This window comes from Microbulbifer mixtoriginis (SeqCode) (assembly GCF_052467705.1).
Window position 1 is genome coordinate 3,343,690 of the sequence record NZ_CP174322.1, and the last position, 25,487, is coordinate 3,369,176.

Consider the following 25,487-nt stretch of genomic DNA (forward strand, 5'->3'; position numbering starts at 1 on the left):
GCCCCTTTGTCGTTTCTGGAGATTGCTCTTCATAGACCCCCTTCCCCTACCAAGCCAAACAGCGGCCCCTTCTACCCGCAAACGCCCCTACGCAATCAGCCAATACCCGAGAAGCTCCCTCCTCACGGTAACAAGTCCTCCTCTTGGGAATGCAAAAAGTATTTGCTCCAAATAGTAGTTTTCCCCAGCCAAGAAAAATCACCACTTACGCCAAAAGAAGACCTTAAATAACCGAGCCTTAAAATAATTAATTTGAAAATCACACTGATAGAAACCAGAACTTAAAGCCACAAGTTTCGGAGCAGACCGCAAGCATAAAAACCCTACTGGATCGTGTAGTATAGCGTCATTATTAGCGATAGATTTCTACACGGAACCCTCTGCATGAGCCGAGCTGAGCCCCAACTTCCCGAGCAAAAAACACCCAACAATCTCGCCGCCTATTGCTGGTCCATTGCCGACCTTTTGCGCGGTGATTTTAAGCAGTCCCAGTACGGCCGTATTATCTTGCCTTTTACCCTGCTGCGCCGCCTGGAAGCGGTATTGGAGGAGACCAAGCCGGCGGTGCTGGCAAAGTACGAAGAAATTCAGGCGATGAACCTGCCTGAGGAGGCCCAGGAAAAACTGCTACTGCGGGCAACCGGCGGTCTGAGCTTTTTTAATACCAGCAAGATGGATCTCTTTAAGTTGGGCGAGACTAATATCAAAGCCAACCTGGAAAGCTATATCCAAGGCTTCAGCAGAGATGCCCGCGAGATCTTTGAGCACTTCAAGTTTGCCGAGTTTATCGCCCAGCTCAACGATGCCAACCTGCTGTTTAAGGTGATCAAGAAGGTCCGCAAGACGGACCTAAGCCCCAAAGCCATCAGCAACCACGATATGGGCCTGGTGTTTGAAGAGCTGATCCGCCGCTTTGCCGAGGGCAGCAACGAGACCGCCGGTGAACACTTTACGCCCCGCGATATCGTCGAACTGACCACCTCCCTGGCGTTTATGGAGGACAACGACGCCCTCACCAAACCCGGCATTATCCGCACCATCTACGACCCCACCGCCGGTACCGGCGGCTTTCTGTCTTCGGGGATGGAGTATGTGCACGAGCTAAATCCCGCAGCGGTATTGCGCGCCTTTGGCCAGGAGCTGAATCCAGAGAGCTACGCCATCTGTAAGGCGGATATGCTGATCAAAGGCCAGGATGTCAGCAATATCAAGCTAGGTAACACCCTTTCCAACGACCAGCTCTATGCTGATAAATTTGACTATATGCTGTCCAACCCGCCCTTTGGCGTGGACTGGAAAAAAATCGAAGAGACCATCAAAGGCGAACACACCCTGAAAGGTTTCGATGGCCGTTTTGGCCCCGGCCTGCCGCGGGTTTCCGATGGCTCGCTGCTGTTTTTGCTGCACCTGCTCAGCAAGCTGAGAGATAGTAGCGACGGCGGTGGCCGTATCGGCATTATTCTGAATGGCTCACCGCTGTTTACCGGCGGTGCCGGCTCCGGTGAATCGGAGATCCGCCGCTATATCCTGGAGGCCGACCTGCTCGAAGCCATTGTCGCCCTGCCCACGGATATGTTTTACAACACCGGTATTGCCACTTATATCTGGATACTGTCGAACCACAAGCTCTCCGACGAGGAGGCCGAGCGCCAGGGCCAACCCAAACGCCGGGGCAAGGTGCAGCTGATCAACGGGGTAAACCTGTTTGGCAAGATGCGCAAATCCCTGGGTAGCAAGCGCAATATAATGAGCGCTGAGGATATCGCCACGATTACCCGCTGCTTCGGCAATTTTGCTGCGGTGGAGGCCGTAGAGCTCAACAAGCCCACCGAGGCCAAGAGCAGCCGTGGGCGCCAGGCCGCCAACCCCAAGGCCGAAGCGCCCAAGACTTTCGCCAGCAAAATTTTTGCCACCCACCAGTTTGGCTACCGCCGCATTACCATCGAGCGCCCCCTGCGGGAGTCCTACCAATTCAGCGATGAGCGCATCGATGAACTGCGCTTTGCCAATAAGCCCCTCAAGGCCGCGATGCAATGGGCTTACGCACATTTTGGCAGTTCCAGCGAAAGCCCCTGGTGTGACGACGAGGGCTGCGAAAACTACGGCAACCTGGCCCCCTACGAGCCGGCGATTCGCAAGCATATTAAGAGCCATTTTGCCGAGCTTAAAGAAAAGCACATTAAAGACCTGCTCAACCCCAACACCTGGCTGGCACAGAAGCAACTGCTAAAGCAGGCCCGCCAGCTGCAAACGGTATTTGGCACCGAGCAGTGCGACGATAAAAACACCTACGAGCCCCGGTTAAAGGCGGCCTGTAAAACCCTGGGTATCAGTCTGGACACCAAGGCCAAGAAGGCGCTGGAAGCGGCGGTCAGCTGGAAAAACCCCGCCGCCGAGAAGGTGATTAAAAAAGTTCACAAAAATACCCCCCCCAACCCCGACTACGGCCTGTTCGCAATCGAAGACGACGCCAATAAGGCGATGGAATATAAAACCGATGGCGACCTGCGCGACCTTGAGAATGTGGATCTCGACCCCAGCCGCTCGGTGAATACGATCAACGAGGCGTATTTCCAGCGCGAGGTCAAACCCCATGTGCCCGATGCCTGGATCGATGGCAGCAAGCGCGATCCCCAGGACGGCGAAGTGGGTATCGTGGGCTATGAAATCCCCTTTAACCGCCACTTCTACCAGTACCAACCGCCGCGAGCACTGGAAGCGATTGATGCAGATTTGGATGCAGTATCGGCGGAAATTATGCAGCTTTTGCAAGAGGTGCATTCGTGATGGACGGGAAATACCAACCTTACCCAAAATATAAAAAACCGGGTTGCAAGTGGATCGATGAACTACCCACAAACTGGGAGGTCATTTCACTAAAGCATATTTTGTCAATTCCTATAACCGATGGTCCGCACTCAACTCCAGATTTTTTAGACGAAGGCGTGCCCTTTATTTCTGCGGAAGCAGTATCTGGAGGGCGCATAGACTTCAATAAAATTAGAGGGTACATTTCTGAAGCGGACGATGAGATTTTCTCCAAGAAATATCAACCTCGTAGAGGTGATGTTTACATGATTAAATCTGGAGCTACTACAGGAATCACAGCTATCGTAGAAACAGATCAGCGCTTTAATATCTGGTCGCCACTTGCCGTAATGCGATGCAAAAAAACATACAATCCATACTTCTTATTAAACTACCTCCGCTCTGACTCATTTCAAAAATCAGTACAGTTGAGCTGGAGCTTTGGAACGCAACAAAATATTGGAATGAATACACTGGAAAACTTAGCGGTATGTTTTCCTCCATATGAAGAACAAGAAAAAATCGCCAACTTCCTCGACCACGAAACCGCAAAAATCGACACCCTAATCGAAAAGCAGCAACAGCTGATCCGGCTGCTAAAAGAGAAGCGCCAGGCGGTGATCAGTCATGCTGTTACCAAGGGCCTCAACCCCGATGCCCCCATGCGCGACTCCGGTGTCGAATGGCTGGGTGAGGTGCCGGAGCATTGGGAAGTTTGCTTAATTAAATACAAATGCTTTGAAATCACTGATGGAGCGCATATTTCACCAGAAACTGAGGGTGGAGAACACCACTTCATTTCAATCACAGATATAAAGAAAGGCGTGATTGATTTTGATAACTCTCTATTGACATCACCTGCAAACTACCAATATTTGGTTAATACTGGCTGCATGCCTTTCCCTGGAGATATCCTTTTCAGCAAGGACGGAACTATCGGGCAGACGGCTATAGTTCCCAAAGGAATTGACTTTGTAGTAGCTTCATCACTAATAATTATCCGACCAGAGAAGGGTAAGGTAAGACCTCAATATTTGAATTTCCTACTGCAAAGCAGAGTAGTTATAGAGCAAGTAGAAAGCTTTATTAAAGGTGCTGCATTACGACGCTTGTCAATCCAAAATCTGCTAAAAGTTTTTGGTACGTTTCCACCAGTTGCTGAGCAAGATCAAATTTCAGCACATCTTATTAAAAGCCTTTCTTATTATGATGAGCTGGAGAAACAAGCTAATAAATTAATTAACCTTCAAAAAGAACGCCGCACCGCCCTAATCTCCGCCGCCGTTACCGGAAAAATCGATGTCAGAAACTGGCAGGCCCCTAAAGCCGCCGATCGGGAAGCCGCCGCATGAGTGATATCAAACTATTTTCTTTTAGGGATAACCGGGTTGATGAACTGAGCGGCGCTATAGCGGTGCTGGAGCGCAAACTGCAACAGCAGATCGAAGCCCATATGCCCACTTTTCTCGGTGTGCGCTTTCTGGCCAGTGAATACAGTACCGGCAAAACCCACAAGGGGCGTATCGATTCCCTCGGCCTGGATGAAAACGGCTGCCCGGTGATTATCGAGTACAAGCGCGCCCAGAATGAAAATGTGATTAACCAGGGCCTGTTCTATCTGGATTGGCTGCTGGATCACCAGGCAGAATTTCAACTGCTGGTAATGAAGGTACTGGGGGTCGAAACGGCAGAGAATATTGAGTGGGGCGGCACCCGCCTAATCTGTATCGCCGCCGATTTTAATAAGTACGATGAGCACGCGGTACAGCAGATCAACCGCAATATTGAACTGATGCGTTATCGCTATTTCGGTGAAGAGCTACTGTTGCTGGAACTGGTCAATGCCCAAAGCGCCAACAGCCAGTTTAAGACTGATCGAGCCGTTGCACAGAGCCTTCAAGAGCAACACAACCCAGTGCCGGCAAGCGCAGCCGCTAAAGATAGAAAAAGCTCTGGCGATAAATCCCAGCAGGAGCGCTTGGCCGATGCCTCTGCGGAACTCACCGCCCTGTTTGAGGAGCTGTGCCACTTTGCCGATCAGCTGGGGGACGAGGTGCAGCGCAAGGAGTTAAAACTCTACACCGCCTTTAAGCGCATTAAAAACTTCGCCTCTATCGTGATTATGCCCGGTAAAAAAGATCCCAAATTGCAGATTTACTTAAAACTGCCGGGCAGCATGGCGGAGGGGGCGGAACTCTGCCGCGATGTCAGCAATATCGGCCACTGGGGCACGGGGGATCTGGAGCTGAATGTGCGTCAACCCAGCGAACTGGATAAGGCCAAGGAGCTGATCGCGCTCAGCTATGCGCGCAACTAATTACGCTTGGGCCGTGTATTCTTTCCGCCCTCCTCTAAAAAAAACAATATTCACAATGGATCGCGATTGACCGGATTCAGTCGCACAATGGACAGTAGAGAAATACCGCTGTGGAAAAAGCCAACGAACACACCTTTCAAAACGACATCATTCAACAACTGCTGGCCAACGGCTGGTTGCTGGGCCATTCGGAGCACTACAACCGCGAGCTGGCCCTCTATCCGCAGGATCTGCTGGCGTTTGTGCAGGAGACCCAGCCACAGCAGTGGCAGAAGTACTGCGACTTGTACCCGAATGATACGGAGGAAAAGTTCCTGGCCCGCGTCGCCTCGCAGCTCAACAAAGCCGACCCCAATGCCGCCAATAAAGAACTGCGCACCTTCGGCACCCTGGGCGTACTGCGCCACGAACTGCGCGATCGCGGCACTCGCTTTAGCCTGTGCCAGTTCAAGCCCGATCACAACCTAAATCCGGATACCCTGGCCCGCTACCAGAAAAATCGCCTGCGCCTGGTGCCCGAGCTGGTGTACAGCCCTTGGGCGAGCAATGAATATGAAAACGACAGCGGCGCTCGCGCTAAGCGCTGGCGTATCGACCTGGTACTGTTCGTCAACGGCCTGCCCATCGCCACCCTGGAACTTAAATCCGAGTTTAAGCAGGCGGTGCAAAATGCCATAAAACAGTACAAGACCACCCGCCTGGCCATAGATCCCGATACCAAAAAGCCGGAACCCCTGCTGAGCTTTAAGCGCGGTGCCCTGGTGCACTTTGCCGTGAGCCAGTACGAGGTCTATATGGCCACACGGCTGGAGGGGCAGAACACCATCTTCCTGCCTTTCAATAAGGGCACCAAAGCCGGCGGCGCCGGCAACGATGTACCCGCAGATATCAACCGCTACGCCACCGATTACCTGTGGAACCAGGTACTGCAGCCGGATAATTTACTGAATATTCTCGCGCGCTTTGTTCACCTGCAAATTGAGGAGAAGGAAGACTGGGAGGGGCGCAAGTACAAGAAAGAAACCATGATCTTCCCCCGCTACCACCAATGGGATGTGGTGAGCAAACTGGTGGCTGCGGCCCGCGAGGAGGGCCCCGGCCACAAGTACCTGATCCAACACAGCGCCGGCTCCGGCAAATCCAACTCTATTGCCTGGTGCGCCCACCAGTTGTCATCGCTGCACGACGATCAGGGCCACAAGCAGTTCGATTCAGTAATTGTGGTTACCGATCGCACCGTGCTGGATGCCCAGCTACAGGACACTATCTACCAGTTTGAACACACCGATGGCGTGGTGGGGCGGATCAATAACAAGGAGGGCGACGGCAGTAAGTCGGAAAAACTGGCAGCTGCCCTGGAGGGTTCCCAGCCGATTATTATCGTGACCATCCAGACCTTCCCCTATGTGCTAAAGGCAATCGAAAACAGTGTCAGCCTGAAAACGCGCAACTATGCCATTATCGCCGATGAAGCCCACAGCTCCCAAACCGGCGCCACCGCGCGCCAGTTAAAAGAAGTACTGATGATCGATGCCAAGGAGGACGGGGAAGAGGCGCTGAGCAGCGATGACCTCCTCGACGCCGCCGTAGCCTCCCGCCGCGCGTCGAAAAATCTGAGCTATCTGGCCTTTACCGCAACCCCCAAGACCAAAACCCTGGAGATATTTGGCCGCCTGCCCCGCCCCAATGAGGCGCCGTCCAAAACCAATAAGCCCGAGGCCTACCATGTCTACAGCATGCGCCAGGCTATTGAGGAGGGCTTTATCCTCGACGTACTGAAAAACTACACCAACTACAAGGTGGCCTATAACCTGGCCATGAAAATTGAAGGCGGTGATCAGGAGGTCGAAAGTAAGAAAGCCAAGGTGAAGCTCAACCAGTGGGTGCGGCTGCACGATTACAATATCAGCCAGAAAGTGCAGGTTATCGTTGAGCATTTTAAAGACAATATTATGGGGCTGCTGGGCGGCCAGGCCAAAGCCATGGTAGTAACCGGCTCGCGCAAGGAGGCGGTGCGCTATAAGCTGGCCTTTGACAAGTATATTGCCGATAGGGGCTACCAGAAAATCCGCGCTATGGTAGCCTTTTCCGGCGAGGTGGAGTTTAGCGAAACCGATCCCGGTTCGGCCGGCATTATCGGGGAGAAATTCACCGAGCACACCATGAATCCGGGCCTCAAAGGCCGCGATATGCGCAAGGCTTTCGATAGCGATGACTATCAGCTGATGATAGTGGCGAATAAATTCCAGACTGGTTTTGACCAGCCCAAGCTCTGCGCCATGTATGTGGACAAGAAGTTGGGCGGGGTGGAGTGCGTGCAGACCCTGTCTCGGCTCAACCGTACCTTCCCCGGCAAGGTGGAGAGCGGCACCTATGTGCTGGATTTCTACAACGATCCCGAAGATATTCTCACCGCTTTCCAGCCCTACTACCAGACCGCCGAACTGGCTAATGTCACCGACCCAGACCTGATTTTTGATCTGTTCGACAAGCTGCGGGCTGCGGGCATCTTTACCTGGCCGGAAGTAGAACAGTTCTGCACGGCCTTTTTTATCAAGAGTAAGAGCAACGCAGCGATTGCCAATATCTGCAAGCCGGCGGTTGAGCGCTGGCAGAGCCGCTACAAGTCCGCCTTAGCCGCCTATAAACAGGCCAAGGAAATGTTTGAGCGCAGCAAACGTGCGGGTGATGCGGTACTCATCGCCAATATGGAAAACAGCTTTAAGGCGTGCAAGCAGGAAAAGGATGCACTGGAGATTTTTAAGAAGGACCTGGGCAGCTTCGTACGCTTCTACGAGTTTATGTCACAGATTGTCGATTACGATGATAAAGACCTGGAAAAGCTCAGTCTCTACGCCCGCAATCTGCGCCCCATGTTGCGCGAAGCGGTTATCGAAGAAGATGACATTGACCTCAGCAATATTGCTCTCAGCCACTATCGACTCTCCAAAATCCGCCAACAACACCTGGAGCTAAAACAGGATAGCCCCGAATACAAGCTGGTACCCGGCGATGGATTGGGCACCGCCAAACCCAAAGATCCCAAGGAAGAGTTTCTCTCCCAGCTGATCGAAAGGCTCAATGAATTATTTATCACCGATCAGCTCACCGATGGTGATCTGGTGAATTATGCCTATACCGTGAGAGACAAAGTCAGTGAGAACCAGCAGGTGATGGAGCAGCTGGCGAATAACACTGCCGAGCAGGCCCTGCTAGGGGGCTTTAGCAAAGCCGTGGACGACGCCATCCTGGAAAGCAATGATGCCCACCAGAATCAGATGATGCAGCTTCTATCTGATCCAGAAAAAATCAAGCAGTTTTCCCGGCTGGTGTTTGATTTGTTGAATAGGCCGGAGTGACTTACACGGAAAACGGGTTAATGCCGGTTAAACATATATAGTGGGTATTACCATAGCAGGCTCTAGGGCTTTGCGTCTCTCCGCTTCCGCCCGCTTTAGCAACCTAGGTCATGCCAATCTATAGGTAAGGGGATGATCTCCTACCAGAAAAAACACATAAACGCCCCCGACTTTTAGGCATCTTGCCGGCTTACAATTCTTTCAAGAGGAAGTACCTCAGTAGACAATTAGTGTTTTCGTTCTGCCCATTGAGTACTTCCATCTAATGTCGTTCTTTCAGGGCGACTGGTTGGCATCAGCTCCCGTAAGATTCCCAGCTTACCCGTGTTGAAAATAACTAGCCTGCAACCAATGGGCCCCTTTACTATTGCCAAGGGTAGTATTTGTTATAACAATCCAGGCATAAAATTGTGGGCATAATGGAGACATGAATACAATATAACTTTAAATCTCTTTTACAAAAGAGCCGCGCAACCTGTATGGAGTCTTTACCAGCAGCTACCCTGACACACTGAGTCTGCATTTAAATAGATTTTGACAATGCATGGTTAATAGTGACTACTAGGGACCAAAAGATATTTTCAAGCGCCAACAAAGAGCAGCCTGATTCTTTTAAGCAGCCATAATACAGGAAAACCCAAGGCTTTATTTTAACTGCACAAGCACAATCAAGAACAGCTTGAAGAACCCTCCAGCTTAGAGCTCTGACATCAAAAAAAGAATTTTCCCTGAAAAGGCAGAATAACGCTTAAGGTCGATCACGGGTATTTTGCACTGCACATAATATTGATAAGTTATTAAGTTATGACAACATCCATTTAGCCCCACACAAAATTCAGATGCTGCCAAATCAACCAGAGGTTAACAAATCAGTCTCGATTAATTGCCTAGAGCCAGATAAAGTTCTAAGCCGGAGATAATTAAACTTAGTCAACTCTAGACCAGAGCATCCCCTTAAAACTTGTTATGCAATCACATAAACCTTAGAGAATCATAAGAAAATGAACTTAGTTAAATATATTCATCTAACACTCTGCTTTATGTCTAGCGCTTTATGTTCCGCAGACACAATTAAAGTAGAAAATATATCTTACTCTGCTTCCATACTTAAAGTTGGTGCCGGCCAACCTGCAATTGCAGTAACTGACCTTAATTCAGACGGAAATCAAGATGTAATTATTGCAAACAATTCGGACAACAACATAGTAACCTATCTTTCCAATGGCAATGGGACTTTGACACTAGCGGGAGATTTCCCCGCCGGTGACAGCCCTTCAGGCCTATCGACCTCTGACATCAATGGCGATGGGAACGTTGATGTTGTTATAGCCAACCACGAAACCTCATACGTCACCATGCTATTAGGAAATGGCAAAGGAGGTTTTAACCCCGCACCGAATTCACCATTAAACGTGCACGTAACACCTCACCCACATGCCGTCCGATTAAATGACCTTGATGGCGATAACAAAGTTGATCTGATTGTAGACAACCGTAATCACGAAGGTTTACTCGTTCTCAAAGGACACGGGAATGGTGATTTTAAACTGCCAGGAAAGACTATCAAAGTGGGAGGAGACCCCTACCGGGGGTTTGCCATCAAAGACTTAAATAAAGACGGACACTCCGATTTGGTAACTCCAAATCAGAATGACATAGGCATATTAATAAATAATAAATCGGGCAAGGGTTCTTTCAGCTTAAGTCGTCTTGCGCAATCCGAAATGCCATTTAGCGTTGAGGCAGCAGACATGAACGGAGACGGAAACATGGATTTACTTGTAGCGAAAAATCGCAATATCATTACTATAATCCCAGGAGACGGTAGCGGTAGTTTTCTAAAAAAGAAACAAATCGAAATCCAGGCATCTAATGGCGCCAAACAGATTGCAACGGGAGATCTCAATGGCGATGATATTGACGATGCTTTAGTCAGTAGTTGGTCAGGTGAAGTTCTTATTTTGATTGGAGGCCCGACGATCAAGTCAATCAAATTTAAGAATTTGAACACTCCCAACCCATGGGGGGTCGCACTTTTAGATTTAAACAAAGACGGTAAAAGTGACTTTATTATTGCGGATGGCAACAGCAATTTAGCAGCTGTGTATATAAGCCGGATAGAGTAACAGATGCCCTATTGGATATAATCTAAAGTTACTCCTGCAGCGTACCGAAATTAATTACCAGAGCAACATACCCACATAAATACAACCAACCTCTCAACCACAACAAACCGCAGAAGGTTATCACCGTGAAAATAAAATCTCTTTTTGTTCTAGCTGCAACGACAACTATAGCCGTCAACGCTTCTGCGCAAGAAAGTAATGACGCGGTATCCGATGAGACCATCGCAAATCAACGAGCGAATTTAGAGAAAAGCACCACTGGGAAAAGCTTTGGCCCACAATCTCCACGAGATATTGAATCAATTTCCGGAAACCATACGATTTTCTTCGCTGCCGCACCAGCTCATACAGTTATGAATTTGTGCAACATCCATTTTCATAAAAATGCTGAGCATAAAGGTGGAGAATTTACCCAGTATGCGGGCAATGGTGATGGACGTGGCTTTCTGTCAGGCTATAAATATTCCGGCACTCTTACCGCGGCCGAGTTAGCCCCACTTAATCAAGAAGTGTGCCCAAGCGATCATGGGAGTCTTTATCCGGGAGATACCATTGAAGTCCATTACGTCCACTCATCCGCCAAAATCAAGCCGGGCCCAACCTTGGGTTCCTGCTTTAATGAAGAGATTAAGAATCCACAATTGCGTGTAGAAACGCAAGTTTATGTCTTGGTGAATGATTCCACTGCTTTAGACTTTGTAAAGCTAACTGCCCATGATGAAAAAAGTGGTTTTCAACAAGCCTTGGGCATTCCCAGCAATACTGGAAAGCCAATTCAGTATTCAGGTTCCACCACCGGTCCAGATTACAATGAACAAGGCTCCCCTTATCAAGTCACCTGGAGTGTCCGCCCCAACGTTGCCAAGGTCAACATTACTTCTGTGGGCAACTGGTGCAAGGACAATATCTTTAATGAAGATCATGCTCACGGTGTAAGGAATCTGATCCAGAACCCCAAGCTTCTCTCCGAGATTAAACACTAAACACCCATGGCAAGAATAAAACTACCAGCATGATCCTATCCAACAACAACGGACACGCCACTAAGCGGCTAACGACCCCTCAAACAGCTCAAGGCTACTAATGTATTGATGCCAAGTAATGCCATAGCTAAACCACCCCGCTTCTTGGTCAACCGGAGTAGGAGCTGACCACTACTCTCCTTTGCATGATGGTCAATATTTAACCTCAAGTACTCTTTTTCATAAAAGTACTTGACGCTCCATGGAGAAGTCTATATTGTGCGCACCCTCAACGACGCGCTCGTAGCTCAGCTGGATAGAGTACCTGGCTACGAACCAGGCGGTCGGAGGTTCGAATCCTCCCGAGCGCGCCATTTCAAAAGGGCTTGCATCTCCGGATGCAAGCCCTTTTTTTATTTCTTCAGTAGATAGATTCACAAGTAGTGATTGCAGGCATACGACCATACACTTCTCATTAGCCTAAGGTCATCTCGGCTTCGGCCCGGCAGCATTCACTAACTCTTTAAGTAAGAGTGGCCTGCAGTCTTATGCTTAAGCGTGCGATTTTAGCCCTGCTCTGTATCCTTGTAATTTATATTGTTGCCGCTTACGTCTACAACAAGCACTTTACTCAGTCTGCCACCTTCAAAAGCTCCCCCTCCGAGCCCGAACGATCTGAAAGCCTGGATTACCTCAAAGAAAAAGACACCATCAAAATCTTGATTGTAGATGGCGGCGGTGTCCGGGGGCTCATCCCCTTATATGTGCTCAACTATATCGAGAACAAACTAAACAAACCTATTAGCGAAGTTTTTGATGTTTATAGTGGTGTATCCAGCGGTGCTATTGTAGCCAGCGGCATCAACATCCCTGAAAAATTTATTCCCAAAAACTACACCGGGCATGATTCTGCCACAGAGTACTTAATACAACTCTATAAAGAAGAAAGTGACCATTTGTTTTCCTCACCCTGGTATCATGATCTATTGACAGGCTGGGGGCTTTTTTCCCCCTCCTTCATGGGGGAACGACTCCACCGTGTACTGGAAAACCACTATACAAAGTCGCTTTCTTTTACAGACTTAAATAACTTTGTTCTTATTCCTGCACTGGACATTCACAGTGGTGAAATACACCTTTTCAAAAATCGTGGGGATGCAATCAAACAATTACCTACCGACAGCTTATACCAACTTATCACGGCAGCAGTCAGTGCCGAGACCGCCTTTCCCCCTGTAGTCTTCAAAACACCAGAGCAAACCAGAGTGCACCGTTACTTTGCCGATGCAGGTCTAGCCATGAATAACCCCACCAGTCTGGTGCTACTTGATATCCTTAAAGAGTTCCCAAATAAAAACTACTACGTTCTAATATTGGGGGCAGGTTCACCACCATTGGCCAGTAGCGAGGTAGATTATAGTGAGCTAAAAAACTGGGGGCGCATTCGCTGGATACGAGATGCTTTTTCTAATATCCAGAGATATATGGACCTTCAACAATTATACGCTCTTGATCTCGCCCAACATTTCTCCGATAGCGACCGCCTAGAATACGATTATCTCAATATCGAAATTGCTGATCCATTCGTCGATATCTTTGACTACGATTCCCTACACCATTTAAAAATTTATGCCGACCGCTTGATTGAAGAAAATCAACAGGACATACAAAGAATTATCGAGCGGCTCAGCCAGCCAGATGGAACATCTTCTCAATAGAAGCTCATTATAAGTTCGAATACTTGAGCATCTATATTTTCGCTGATTACTAAATATTTTCCCCTGCCCTTAACTTTCGATAGTTCACCTGCAGTTTTTATGCCCTGAAGATCACCTAGTTACTCAGAAAAACTGTACAGAATACGATTATCTCGATGATGATATTACCTGTCCTTTTGTTGACCTCCTCGACCATCAACGCCATTGCCCCTTGAAATGTCTCACTGTTAGACTTATCGGGCAGATAAAGATAATCCTAGGTTGTATTGTTAAGTTTTTAGACAAGGCACCCCGACAAATCCAACTCTCCCGGCTCCACAAGATCAATACTATTTGATTGACTATTTAATTTCACTTTACCATGCAGGAGCAGTTTCCCAGGCAATTCCTACTAGATATGAAACGTATCCAGGGCGTCAATCTGCTGCACTTTATGATCTGGGTATGCCTGGTACCTCCCATACCACTTTTTGTTCTCTCCTATTTCCTGGAGAGCCAAGAGCCGTTAACTCTAATTATTAGTGCCAATCAGAAAACCTGGCTATCCCTTGCCTTTGTCAGTTACATCTCCACCCTAATTGCTTTCGCAATTTGGGGCAGGCTCCTTAGATCACATCCCGCTGTAGCGGTTACCCCTTTTGCTCTATTGATTCCAGTAGTAGGTATTATCACTTCTAGTATTAGCCTGGACGAAAAGTTACAGACCATAGAAATTATAGGCTTTGCGCTGATTATGGCTGGGCTTATATGCAACTCCTTATATGGTAGATTATTAGGGCCGGAAAAGCCCCTGGGCAAACCGTTCAGGCTCCCAAAGATTGAGTAGACTTGATCTCGATGCTCTCAAAGAGAGCACCCTCAGAGAAAGATTAAACAATTTCATATTTAAAGGTGTAGGGCGCAAGCTGTTCCGCAAGGGCGCCCTCCAAGCTAGGGTTCCCTCCTGTGGTAACCCTGGCAATAGTGCCAAGTACCTTATCCTGCTCCACCTTTACCTGGTTGCTGGCAGTGGCCATGTCTGTTCTCCTCACCAACTGATCAATAATCCCCTGAACACACAAACGGATCTCTTCCATTTCCAAAGCGGGCTTGAAAATTTTGCCAACCGCTGTAGTAGGGAGTTCGGCACGGAGCACAATTCTTCTGGGAATGGCTGCTCGCTCAGTAATATTTTCTTTGGCATAGGTAGTAATTGCTTCAAGCAGGGCTTTGGCAAAATCATCCATTACAACCTCATGCCCTTTGATTATCAGGGGACTAATCGCTTCCTCTGATAACTTGACGTAGGCGACAGGAACCTCTCCCGCGTGGGCATCTGGTGTACCTATCGCTGCGGCCATGGCAACGGAAGGATGCTGGCAAAGCACCTCTTCTATCAATTTGGGCTCAATATTATGCCCTCCACGTACTATCAACTCTTTTTTTCGGCCTGTGAGCCAAAAATAGCCATCTTCATCCTGCCTGCCCAAATCCCCGGTGTTAAACCAGCGCCGTCCTTGAGCATCTTCTACCCATATCCCCTGGTTATGCTCAGGGTTAAGGTAACCATTAAATACATTATTCCCATGAATCAGCAGATTACCGATTTCATTGGTCTGGCTATACCGAATGAAATTGCCTTGCTCATCCAGTTGGGCACTTCTCATCTCTTGCAGCGGTAAACGCAGTCCGATAGAGCCCACCTTCTTCACGCCATGTGGTGGCGTGAGACTACTAGCGCAAGTACCTTCCGTTAAACCATATCCCTCTACGATTTGCACACCGGTTATACGCTCAAAAGCATTAAAAACCTCAACCGGCATAGGCGCCGCGCCGCACAAAGCCATTTGTAGGGAGGAGATATCGCACTGATTTACTGGCTGCTGCAGCAAAGTGGAATACACTGTGGGCACAGCGCTGAAGCTGTTCACGCGGTAGAACTCAATAATTTTCCAGAAATTACTGAAAACACCCTCACCTCGGTAACCTTGAGGGGTCATTAATACCACTTCGCAACCATTAATAAAGGCTGCTAGCCCCGTCACAATTGCCGCATTCACATGAAAAAGTGGCAGGCCACACAAGATAACTTTTCCTGGCCCCATAATGTCGCCAGCTACCAGACCTATACTTTTTGCATTAGCCAGTTCATTCCCGTGTGTATGGGTAGCAATTTTTGGTAGACCTGTTGTGCCCCCGGTACAAAATAGAGAGGCGGTATCATCACTGTGGATACTGCGTTTGAAATTCAAATGGCTAGACGGTTGCTGATTAAGTGCCGACTGGTAGGCTATCCGCTTTTTACCTTGCAAGGGGGGCAGCCGTTTGCGGTATTGATACTGTATCGCACTAGCCGCAATACCTTTAAACCCCCCTGCATGATAAGCTGGGTCCACATGGAAGATATTTTTAACCTCAGGCAAATTTGGCAAGATACTTTCAATTTTTTCACAGATATCGGTACCAGGGAAAGGGCTCAAGGTAACGATAGCCTTTGCTTGGCTATGCCGAATCAGCTCTTCTATCTGCCTGGCCTCCAGTAGTGGATTAATGGCCAATACTTTAGCGGCCGCCTCTGCCCCCCAGAGTACATAGTGCGTTTCTGGTAAATTTGGCAGTACAAATGCAACCGTGTCATGTTCTTGAATGCCAACACTATTCAATAAATTAGCAGTTTGAATAATACGTTCAGCCAGTGTTTGATAGCTGATCTTTACTGGCTTTCTATAATCTTTGCCTGAGAGAAAAAAAGAAATCGCTGTTTGCTGGGAGTAACACTTGCACGCAGCCATTATTGCTTCAAAAGTGTTGCCGCTGAATTTTTCAGTAAGCGCTTTAAGGTTGGAGAAATCTTCCCCCTCTGGTTGCTTGCCCGTTAGCAAGTAATTTTCCAAAGCCTCAATATCTTTCAAAGTTGAAGTGGACATAATATTACTCCCTGATAGCCAATCAGAATGTGGCTGTATTAAATTATTTTTTATTTTGATATATAGAAAGCAAAGCGAACCTAGCTGGATTGCTGTGCGAGCCACTCCTGCTCGTCTCCGGGCTCCGGCATAACTGCCCCGCCCTCAATCACCCAACTGGCGGGAACATCAATAAGATCCACCTCACAACGAGCTGATGAACAACCCAAAAGCTGAGAGGCCATTTTTATAAAGCTATTAGCTAGAGCTGACTTGATTTTATCGCTACGGCCTGAGCGAATGGAACCCAGAATATGAAGACTACTCTTTGAACGCAAATGAATGCCTCGACTAAATACAACCTGTACAAATTGCGCGGGCGCGCCAGTTATTGTGCAGTGAGCTTCAGTGACCCCGGAGACAAGAGCTTGCTGCTCGGAGCCGGATAGTGGGCGCTGGGTGGAAATCGTGTAAAGCGGCATTTGCGGCCTCTTATAAATTGATATGAGTGTTGAAGTGCCCCGTGGTGCTTTTGGATCTCACTAAACGCACCAGTGTTTTGGCTATGTAGGCAATTTGCCGCAGCGGCGGCATACGCTTGCGATTTGCACTTAGAAATTTCCTGCTGAGAGACAGGTCAGGTGCAGTAATAACGACCTCGTTTTTATTGATCCCAGTGGTGACACACCACTGCTCCAGCAGTTCGTATAAAAACAGGTGCCGCAGTTTGTTTGATGTCCCATCAGGCACGGGAGCCATCAGAGTAGCCACCGAAGATTTCTCTCCCTTCATAAAGGCCTGATCTGGCGGAACCTCCATCCACACCACTCTGGGAGTGACGGGCTGGTCCAGGTGACCCCGGTAAGCCCGCCGTATCACCTGTTCCAACGCAGCCTTGTTGAAACTTGCTTGCGAGCCCTCGACCAGAGCGCATAACACGATAGGTTTAAAATGCATTTCATCTCCAAATAAGTTTTATTTTGGAACTAATTTAATGCCATTAAGTTCCAAAATACAACTAAAATTGACAGACTATCGGCCGATCTCTCAATAACCTATGGCAATATGACGGCCCGAAGCGGCTTCCAGGAAGTTTTGTTTTGGAACTGGCTTGTGAGACCATGGCGCCTTGAGCAACCCTGGGACTGCTATGAGCGAGAGTAAACCCGCTGTTCAATGTGGGATCGAAGAGGCACTTTCTGTAATCGGCGACCGCTGGAGCCTGCTTGTTGTCCGCGATGTACTGAGAGGCGTTAATCGGTTCGACTCACTTCAGGACAGCTTGCAGATATCCCGAAATATCCTCACACAAAGACTCTCCAACCTGGAAGAAGCCGGCATTCTGGTTAAGGCGCCCATTAAGCCCGGAGCACGGCGTATGCTGTACAGCCCTACCCCAAAATGTCTCGCGCTCGTTCCCGTTTTGGTCTCTCTGATTGACTGGAGCGCACACTGGTCTGAGAAAGCCAATGTGCGCTGGTCCCGTGTGATTGATAAAAGAACCGGAGAGCCTGTTCAGATAGATTTGGTGAGTAAAGATGGTAAGCCGGTATCCTTGCTGGATCTGGATTTGAAATACTAAAGGGCAGCGGGTTAAGGCCCACCGAGGGGCCTGCTCTCTCCACATTTACTTATCTCGTTACCCTCCCTCGCTCCCTCCCCTTACTCTCTGCTTGTAGCTAGACTGGTTTTTATCGATCGGTAACTAATCCTAACCACCCGATGCAACTGTATTGTGATCATTGCGGCCAACTCTGGAATATCGAGGATTCAGCGCTTATTTCAATACAGGAAATCCTCCGCGCTTTTCCCGATAGCAGAATAAGCGCAAAGCTAATCAAAACTTTAAAACCTACCATTGGCCTACCCATGATGGCGGTGAAGCAATTCGCAGGCCACAAGACCTTAAAGAGCGGCCACTGTTTCTTTTGCAATGCTCAGCTGGACAATATTCCAATTCTCTTCAAAAACTGCGGCAGCTGCGGAGCGCTAAATCTCGATATTCCGAAGCAGGGCCAGCGAGCCCCTTATTAAAAATACACCTTCTTAAACATGTACTAATGGCAGTGCCTCCCAGCGTGTGGTGTAGGCGGGTGAGCGATAGGCTTGGCGCATCTTCCAGTGCTTATGCACCCCCTCAGCCCCTAGAAAAAGAGTGCCACGGCCAAAGCGTTGGTTGACTCTATCGAGGGCCTGCATCATCTCCGCGGCACGGGCCGGCTGGCCGGCGGTAAACATATCCCCCTGCCCCAGGGAGCTGGGCACCAGCTCCACCAGGCCCACACCGGCTTTCATAAAACGATGACCAGGGCGGTAAAGCTCGGTTATGGCCCCCTTGGCCAGGCTCGCAATCAAGCGGGTGTCATCGGTGGCATAGGGGCACTGTACCAGCGTACTGCGACTGTAATAGTGAGGCTCGTGGGGCGAGGTGTGCAGAAAGACATGTATCGAAGCCACCAGGCACTCCTGGCCGCGCAGCTTTTCTGCCGCCCGGCTGGCATAGAGACTAACTGCCTGCAGAATGGGCTGTAGTTCGCTCAATTTCTCGCCAAAAGAGCGCGTGCAATAAATCTGTTTTTTTGCCGGCGGCTGCTCCTCCAGATTCAGGCATGACACCCCATTTAATTCCTCAATGGTTCGTTCAATATTGATATTGGTGTGTCGGCGCAAGATTTTAGGATTGGCCTGGGCCAGGTCATAGGCGGTCTCTATACCCAAGCGCCCCAATCGCTTGGCAAGACGCCTGCCGACTCCCCAGACTTTATCGACCGCCATGCGTTTCTGCAGCCATTGCCATTTCTGTGGAGTATCCAGGGCACAAACCCCGTTGCACTTGGCAATTTTTTTCGCTGCCCGATTGGCGAGCTTGGCCAGGGTCTTACTCGGAGCAATCCCCACACTCACCGGCATACGCACATCGCGCCATAGGGTTGTGCGAATCCGCTGGCCGTAATCCAACCACTCCTCCTGTAAACCGTACAGATTCAGAAACATCTCATCGATACTGTACACCTCCACCTCTGGGCTAAAGCCCTTCAGGGTCTCCATAACCCGGTGGGAAATATCGCCGTACAGTGGATAGTTGCTGGAGAAGATGGCCACATTGTGCCGCCGCAACAGATGTTCAATCTTAAAGAAGGGCTGCAAATCGCCAATCCCCAGCGCCTTAGCCTCTTTTGAGCGCGCCACCACAAAACCATCATTATTAGAGAGCACCACCACCGGCCTCCCCCTTAAGTCGGGCCGGAATATCTGTTCACAGCTGGCATAGCAGCTGTTGCAATCCACCAGTGCCAGCATTCAGAGAGGACGGTGATAACGAATAGAGGCTTTAACCACCCCTTCAACAATCAGTTCCTGTCCTTCCCAAACCGGTATCGGCGGGTAACGATCGTTGGCCGACAACAACCGCCCATGGTGGCGATCCAGTACTTTGCAGGTAAGTTGACCATCCAAAGCCACAACCACCACATCGCCGTGTACTGGCGTTAGTGAGCGGTCAACAACCAAAAGGTCGCGGTCAAAGATCCCCAAGCCCTGCATGGAATCGCCATTGGCACGAGCCATAAACGTGGCCGCCGGATGAGTGATCAAATGCTGATCGAGGCTGAGGCTTTTCTCTTTGTGGTCATCCGCCGGGGATGGAAAGCCCGCGGCCACACCGTGACTGTAGAGAGTCGCTAGTTTCATAGGATTTCACTCGATACTGTATATACATACAGTTTAGGGGGAGTTCGCCAATTCCGGCAAGAACGATGGCTGACCAGCGAGCCGCCAGCCGTGCTCGTTACAGGCCCATAGCAAGGCTACAAAAGCACAGCACACACTAAAACGGGTACCCTGTAGCAGGGACCCGCAAGGTGTAAATACCTTCTACGAGCTATTCGAATATGTTGTGAACCCAGTGCACTCTTGGGTAAAACCAGGCAATGGACCACAATCTCCCTCCAAGTGGCCGCTTGGCAGCATAGCTGCCTGGGATTATGATCCGCGCAACAGGCGGGTAATGATCGATGACAAGGCCTGCCCTAAAAAGGCAACAGCCCCCACCCGAGTGAACACAGTACGGAGACGAGACAAAAAATGAATTTGGCTATAGCGGCACTGATCGTGGCCTCCTATTTTATCTGCATGAGGCTTAGCTCCTCCGCTATCAACCGGTTCGGGCAGGCCAGGGCGGTGAAGCCCTATCGCCTCAAATATATCTCCAAGACTATCAGTATTGCCGTCTTGGTATTCCATCTGGTGCTGCTGATCAGTGCCCTGGGGTTTGAATACACCCAGGTTTCCATTTTTCTCTCCTCCGTGTTCGCAGTAATTGGCGTAGCACTTTTTGCTCAGTGGTCGATACTGAGTAATATTACCGCCAGCCTGATTATTTTCTTTGGCTTTCCCTACCGGGTTGGCGACCAGATTCGGGTGATAGATAAAGACGATGATATCTCCGGCACTATTGAGGAGATCACACTATTCCATGTTCTCATCAGGCGCGGCGAAGAATTAATTACTTACCCAAACACTTTAATTCTGCAAAAAGGCGTAATCAAAAACCCCAGCAAGCAGCCGACTGAAGCACCTGCAAAGCTGCCGGAAGCCGGCCAGACTGAAGCGCAATAACTCTCTACCTTCCCGCCCTCAATTCAGGGCGGGAAACCTGAAAGCGACAAGTCCTCTCTGGAACTTTTGTACCAACGCGCCCTTCTCTCCCATACAGAAAACCATGCCATCTGGCTGGCTACACCTAAATAACAAAAAACAGGCCCACAAAATCTCTACAAAAGGCACAAAAAAGTTCTTACCACTTCCCATCTCCAGCGAAGTAATTTGCTTCAACCGTCTCAATAGTTAAAAATGCGCAAGATTCAATGAAATTGGCTTTAAGGGACTGCATGACCGATACCCTCAAAGATATACTCCACTTCGTACAGGAAATGGGCCTGAAAAATGGCTTGTTTGTCATTTTTTTCATCTTTGCACACTATTTATTGTTCTGGATGTACAGTGGGCGATTGAAAGATCGTCAAGTTGAAATTGATCGACTAGCGGCAGATAATAAGGAGTATCGGGATAGGTTCCTCAAGCTGATGGATAATGCCTTTTCCTATTCTCCGCCCACCAGAAAAGTGGCCCCAAAAAAGCCAGTTAATGAAAAGGAGTTTGAGTAGTGCTCTCCATATTGCTCGCGATCGCTCTTCTCTTCATTGCAATTCAGTTATACCGGCTTCATGAGATAAGAAAGCACGACCAACACCTGTTCGAGTTTTGTCAGCTGCGGAGAGATACGATCTCGTATCTCTCTAATTCCTATGAGAATCTCTCCAGAACAGATTATATTGCCCTCAGGAAGATCAATGATGCGCTGAGCAGCATCATAGCCGGCTACAAAGAACACAGAACCGTTGTCTTTAACTACCGCCTGTTTATCGAGTACCTGGATGAACTCAAAGCCTTTGAGAAAAAAGCCGAGAAGATATCCACCGGCAACAAAGATATTCAAGACCTGCTCAAAAGAATCCACTGCTCCATTTTCAAAGCCTTCCTGGCATTTACTCCCCACCTGAAATCAGAACTTGCATTTTCCCTCATGATGAAACTGATTTCCCTTGGCGTTAAGGCGGGAGTTAAATCTCTAAAAGACTACCTATTACGCCTCAAAGAGGCAAAAGTCATGGTGAACACCTTCAAAGGGTCTTCTACACCCTGTTAGCCCCTAGTAGCAAATTTGGGGGCCTATGCCCCCTCCATCGCGTCCACTCCCCGCACTCAAACCCAACAGTCCCTCCTGAGACGATATCCAGCAATTTTGGTCAAGTTCCAGACACACACAAGTCCTAGAATACTTTCATAAGAAGAGGTGACAGCTATGGCAGAGTATAGGGATAGGTTTGTGCAGGTACTGCACTATATTGAGGAAAACCTCGACTCCGAACTCGATATCGACAAACTCTGCCAATACACCAACTTGTCTAAATATCATTTTCACCGGCAATGCTCCGCCTTTTTTGGAATGCCGGTAATAGCCCTAATCAGGCGATTGAGATTAAAAAGGGCAGCCTATCAACTCACCTATAGAGACAAAAAGGTGGTGGATATCGCCCTGGAGAGTGGCTACGACAGCCACGAGGCCTTTGCACGAGCCTTTAAGAAACTCTTTGGCAAGAGCCCCTCAGAATTTCGCCGCGCTCCAGACTGGGAAGTTTGGCATAAGCACTATGAACCAGTTACAGCACTTAGGAGTCACTTTATGAGAAATACAGCGAAATACGAAGTAACCATTGTTGAATTCCCCGAGACTCAACTCGCCGCCATGGAACATAGAGGCCCAGCCCACCACCTGGGCGCTACTATCAAACAGTTTATCCAATGGCGGAAGGCTCAAGGGCTTTCACCACGTAATAGCAGAACTTTCAACCTGGTTTATGATGACCCAGTAACCACGCCCCCTGACCAATACAGATTTGATGTCTGCTGTACCGTGCAATACCCCATTGGTGCCAGTGAAAGGAATATAGTCAACAAAGTAATTCCGGCAGGGAAATGCGCAGTCATAAGGCACTTAGGCAGTGACGATACCATTGGAGCGGCTGTTCAGTACCTATACTTTCATTGGTTGGATCATTCAGATTTTGGAATTCGTGATTTCCCGATCTTTTTTGAGCGGATAAATTTTTTTCCCGAAGTACCTGAGAGTAAAATCATTACAGATATATTTCTTCCCATAGAAGAAAATATCTAACAGTAAGGGTTGAGAAAATACAATAAATATGCAGCTAAGAAGCGCCCCATAAATCACTCAAAATAATAAAACTAATCCTACCAACTGCACTCTCTATGATATGGATTAAAGAGCACAGGTCGCCCCATGAAAATCAGCCACATATCGACCATTCTGGTCGTTGTTATCATTGCTTTTGTGGGGCTATTGTATATCTACAATTATCGTCTGACCCAGAGCATTAAATTTAACGCTTACCCGGTTACAGACGAGTTTATTAATAGCAATGACTCTCTCAAAGACAAAGATACTATTAAAATTCTGATTATAGACGGAGGGGGTATACGTGGGTTAATACCACTCTATGTTATCCAATTTATAGAACAACAGACTGGCAAGCCTATTGATGAACTCTTTGATGTTTTTAGCGGAGTATCAACTGGCGCCATCATTGCCACAGGGCTCAATGTCACCCAGATACCAAATCAAGAAGGTATCCCAGAAAAAATAGACTCAAGAACTAAAACTGAGAAAGTAATCGATATTTATAAAAATGAAAGCAGATACCTATTTTCATCACCCTGGTATCACAAATTAATGAGCGGGAATGGTTTTTTCTCGCCTCGCTTTAGCGGAGAGCGCCTACGCAACACCATCGAGAAACACTATACCGATGAAATAAATTTCACTGATCTAAAAAATTACATCATTATACCTTCTTTCAATATACATACAGGCCAGTTACATCTGTTCAAAAACCGTGGCGAAACGGTTAACAAACTGCCAACGGACACACTGTATCAACTGGTCACCGCCGCAGCTAGCGCAGAGACCCTATACCCTCCTGTCGATTTTATAACTACTGGGCGGGATATTCGTCACCGCTATTACGCTGATGCCGCTATATACGCAAACAACCCCACCAGTATTATATTACGCGATATCATTAAAGAATTTCCGGGGAAAAACTACTATGTGTTGATTCTCGGATCCGGCACATCACCATTGGCCACAATGGAGACCAATTACAGGAACCTAAAAAGTTGGGGGAAAATTAACTGGCTTCAAGATCTTATATCCGGTGTGCAAAGGTCCATGGATGACCAACAACTATATACTCTGGAGATTGCAAGCTCTCTAAGTCCTAAAGGAAGAATCAGTTATAACTATTTAAACGTGGAAATTATCGACCCATATGTCGATCCATTTGACTACAAATCAATCGATAAACTAAAAATTCTCGCCGATAGACTGATCAGTGAAAACCAAGTAGAGATTGATCAGGTAATCAGTAACCTCAAGCAGAATGGGTAATTATTACTCTAAAACACCTTCCACACAGGTATAGTTTGCTTTTCATCACGGTCAACATTACTGTTTCCCGGTGAGACATTCACAGATGCGACAATCAGTATGGCAACTGGAAAATTGACGCTGGTAATATGCATGCTCCTAGTGTTTTTAGGAGCCTCCTCACTCTCCTTGGCGAGGAGTCTCAATGAGCAGGAGGCCCGCAAAAGATGCCTGCGAACCTGCAAGCATGTTTACTATCGGTGCCTTAAAAATAACCGGGAGATTCCAGCCGACTGTGTTAGCGACAAGAGATTCTGTGATTTTATTTGCTATGACGATGATCTCTATTATCGCGAGCGGGACTACCTAAAGCGACTCCATAGGCGCAACCGCTGGTATTAATGATTGATTCTGGGGCAGATCTCAAGATATAGAGATAAGAGGGATTAAATAGAGAAATTAAAGAACCAACATTCTCAAACCCCTGATGCCTTACACTGCCCCTGCACACCCAGGCAATAAACCACTTTAAAATTGCAATATTCCAATCAGTTCTCCTGAAGCATTTTTAGAGTTCAACTTTTGGACAGAGCGCACAAAGTAACCAGAGTGACTTTCTAACACATTAAGCCTTATAGTATCTCCCGCCTCAACCGAGTCAAAAAAACGTTGATTTACACATGTAGAGTAAGGCTGACCATAATCAATACTATAGCAAGTATGCCCCAAGCGACCTGTCCTCACCCCTTTACGGGTAACAACCTGCTCAAAGCTAGCCTCTTCGCCAAACGTATTTGTATAGTATGCGGGGATAGCATAATACACCGTTCCCCAAGTCAGCCCATAAGAAATTAAATACCACAGAACCCAGTAAATACCCCGAATAACAATATTCGAGCGGATTATCTTGTTTGAGGGGTGCTTATCCAGGAGAGCAGGTAGAACCCAAATCGCAGCCAAAAGCCCAACAATTACACCACCATAGCCTGGATTCTCATAGAACTGGTATCTACCAACGCTGGCAGAACCCATCAATAAAAGCACTATCGTCATGGATACCAGGGTATAAACTTTTTCTTTGCCACTGGCCCCCTCACGAAAAACAAAACTCACAAGCTAAACCTCATCAAGAAGCAATAAAAAATATAATCGGCAATCAAGACTACCTGCCCAACCCAACAAACTGGCCGCAAGGAAAGCAATTTTTACAGCGCTATTAGTGCAGATATAAGAGAAAGAATAAAACTCTATTTTTAACAGCGGAACGGTAGAAAATATAAAGCCGGGAAGCTAATAATTAAACA

Annotated in this window: 20 protein-coding genes and 1 tRNA gene; 15 read left to right on the forward strand and 6 right to left on the reverse strand. The window is 48.1% G+C overall.

Features of this window, described 5'->3' with window-relative positions; all coding sequences use genetic code 11:
- Positions 1 to 384: 384 nt before the first annotated feature.
- From ACJJIB_RS14585 to ACJJIB_RS14625, 9 genes are all read left to right on the forward strand, one after another.
- Positions 385 to 2,787, forward strand: coding sequence for a type I restriction-modification system subunit M (locus ACJJIB_RS14585; protein WP_444886624.1), 2,403 nt, complete (start codon positions 385 to 387; stop codon positions 2,785 to 2,787).
- On the forward strand, positions 2,787 to 4,160 hold the full coding sequence (locus ACJJIB_RS14590; RefSeq protein WP_444888933.1) for a restriction endonuclease subunit S: 1,374 nt from the start codon (positions 2,787 to 2,789) through the stop codon (positions 4,158 to 4,160). Before ACJJIB_RS14585 ends, ACJJIB_RS14590 begins: the two co-directional genes overlap by 1 nt.
- The gene (locus ACJJIB_RS14595; RefSeq protein WP_444886625.1) at positions 4,157 to 5,125 is read left to right on the forward strand and encodes a DUF5655 domain-containing protein; all 969 of its coding nucleotides are present in this window, start codon (positions 4,157 to 4,159) and stop codon (positions 5,123 to 5,125) included. Before ACJJIB_RS14590 ends, ACJJIB_RS14595 begins: the two co-directional genes overlap by 4 nt.
- 110 nt (positions 5,126 to 5,235) lie before the next feature.
- Complete coding sequence (locus ACJJIB_RS14600; protein WP_444886626.1) at positions 5,236 to 8,484, forward strand: type I restriction endonuclease subunit R; 3,249 nt, start codon at positions 5,236 to 5,238, stop codon at positions 8,482 to 8,484.
- 1,001 nt (positions 8,485 to 9,485) lie between these two features.
- Entirely contained in the window at positions 9,486 to 10,610 is a 1,125-nt protein-coding gene (locus ACJJIB_RS14605) for an FG-GAP repeat domain-containing protein (RefSeq protein ID WP_444886627.1), read from the forward strand.
- Between the two features lie 125 nt (positions 10,611 to 10,735).
- Entirely contained in the window at positions 10,736 to 11,593 is an 858-nt protein-coding gene (locus ACJJIB_RS14610; protein WP_444886628.1) for a delta-class carbonic anhydrase, read from the forward strand.
- A gap of 276 nt (positions 11,594 to 11,869) precedes the next feature.
- Positions 11,870 to 11,946: transfer RNA gene (locus ACJJIB_RS14615), tRNA-Arg, on the forward strand.
- A gap of 345 nt (positions 11,947 to 12,291) precedes the next feature.
- Positions 12,292 to 13,290: a patatin-like phospholipase family protein gene (locus ACJJIB_RS14620; RefSeq protein ID WP_444886629.1), complete on the forward strand. Its 999-nt coding sequence runs from the start codon at positions 12,292 to 12,294 to the stop codon at positions 13,288 to 13,290.
- A gap of 433 nt (positions 13,291 to 13,723) precedes the next feature.
- Positions 13,724 to 14,116: an EamA family transporter gene (locus ACJJIB_RS14625; RefSeq protein ID WP_444888934.1), complete on the forward strand. Its 393-nt coding sequence runs from the start codon at positions 13,724 to 13,726 to the stop codon at positions 14,114 to 14,116.
- Between the two features lie 43 nt (positions 14,117 to 14,159).
- Here ACJJIB_RS14625 and ACJJIB_RS14630 read toward each other — a convergent pair whose 3' ends face one another.
- The 3 genes from ACJJIB_RS14630 to ACJJIB_RS14640 form a co-directional block, all read right to left on the reverse strand.
- Positions 14,160 to 16,196, reverse strand: a complete 2,037-nt coding sequence (locus ACJJIB_RS14630; protein ID WP_444886630.1) for an acyl-CoA synthetase — start codon at positions 16,194 to 16,196, stop codon at positions 14,160 to 14,162.
- Positions 16,197 to 16,276: 80 nt separating this feature from the next.
- Entirely contained in the window at positions 16,277 to 16,657 is a 381-nt protein-coding gene (locus ACJJIB_RS14635) for a tautomerase family protein (RefSeq protein ID WP_444886631.1), read from the reverse strand.
- 10 nt (positions 16,658 to 16,667) lie between these two features.
- Positions 16,668 to 17,132 carry a hypothetical protein gene (locus tag ACJJIB_RS14640; protein WP_444886632.1) on the reverse strand — a complete coding sequence of 155 codons (465 nt, stop codon included), beginning with the start codon at positions 17,130 to 17,132 and terminating at the stop codon, positions 16,668 to 16,670.
- A 193-nt stretch (positions 17,133 to 17,325) separates the two neighbouring features.
- Here ACJJIB_RS14640 and ACJJIB_RS14645 point away from each other — a divergent pair, with 193 nt between their 5' ends.
- Positions 17,326 to 17,757, forward strand: a complete 432-nt coding sequence (locus tag ACJJIB_RS14645) for a winged helix-turn-helix transcriptional regulator (protein ID WP_444886633.1) — start codon at positions 17,326 to 17,328, stop codon at positions 17,755 to 17,757.
- Between the two features lie 464 nt (positions 17,758 to 18,221).
- Here ACJJIB_RS14645 and ACJJIB_RS14650 read toward each other — a convergent pair whose 3' ends face one another.
- Entirely contained in the window at positions 18,222 to 19,475 is a 1,254-nt protein-coding gene (locus tag ACJJIB_RS14650) for a Y-family DNA polymerase (RefSeq protein ID WP_444886634.1), read from the reverse strand.
- Complete coding sequence (locus ACJJIB_RS14655; protein WP_252082261.1) at positions 19,476 to 19,865, reverse strand: LexA family protein; 390 nt, start codon at positions 19,863 to 19,865, stop codon at positions 19,476 to 19,478.
- 393 nt (positions 19,866 to 20,258) lie between these two features.
- Between ACJJIB_RS14655 and ACJJIB_RS14660 the strand changes: the two genes are divergently transcribed.
- The 5 genes from ACJJIB_RS14660 to ACJJIB_RS14680 all read left to right on the forward strand — a co-directional run bounded on the left by ACJJIB_RS14660 (position 20,259) and on the right by ACJJIB_RS14680 (position 24,204).
- Complete coding sequence (locus ACJJIB_RS14660; protein WP_444886635.1) at positions 20,259 to 20,792, forward strand: mechanosensitive ion channel family protein; 534 nt, start codon at positions 20,259 to 20,261, stop codon at positions 20,790 to 20,792.
- Positions 20,793 to 21,064: 272 nt separating this feature from the next.
- Positions 21,065 to 21,340, forward strand: coding sequence for a hypothetical protein (locus ACJJIB_RS14665; protein ID WP_252082264.1), 276 nt, complete (start codon positions 21,065 to 21,067; stop codon positions 21,338 to 21,340).
- A complete protein-coding gene (locus tag ACJJIB_RS14670; RefSeq protein WP_252082265.1) occupies positions 21,340 to 21,882 on the forward strand; it encodes a hypothetical protein in 543 nt (180 codons plus the stop codon). The genes ACJJIB_RS14665 and ACJJIB_RS14670 overlap by 1 nt, the downstream gene beginning before the upstream one ends.
- A 156-nt stretch (positions 21,883 to 22,038) precedes the next feature.
- A complete protein-coding gene (locus tag ACJJIB_RS14675) occupies positions 22,039 to 22,911 on the forward strand; it encodes an AraC family transcriptional regulator (RefSeq protein ID WP_444886636.1) in 873 nt (290 codons plus the stop codon).
- A 126-nt stretch (positions 22,912 to 23,037) separates the two neighbouring features.
- Complete coding sequence (locus tag ACJJIB_RS14680; protein WP_444886637.1) at positions 23,038 to 24,204, forward strand: patatin-like phospholipase family protein; 1,167 nt, start codon at positions 23,038 to 23,040, stop codon at positions 24,202 to 24,204.
- Between the two features lie 507 nt (positions 24,205 to 24,711).
- On the opposite strand, the gene ACJJIB_RS14685 is transcribed toward ACJJIB_RS14680, so the two are convergent.
- Positions 24,712 to 25,296, reverse strand: a complete 585-nt coding sequence (locus ACJJIB_RS14685) for a hypothetical protein (protein WP_444886638.1) — start codon at positions 25,294 to 25,296, stop codon at positions 24,712 to 24,714.
- Positions 25,297 to 25,487: the final 191 nt, after the last annotated feature.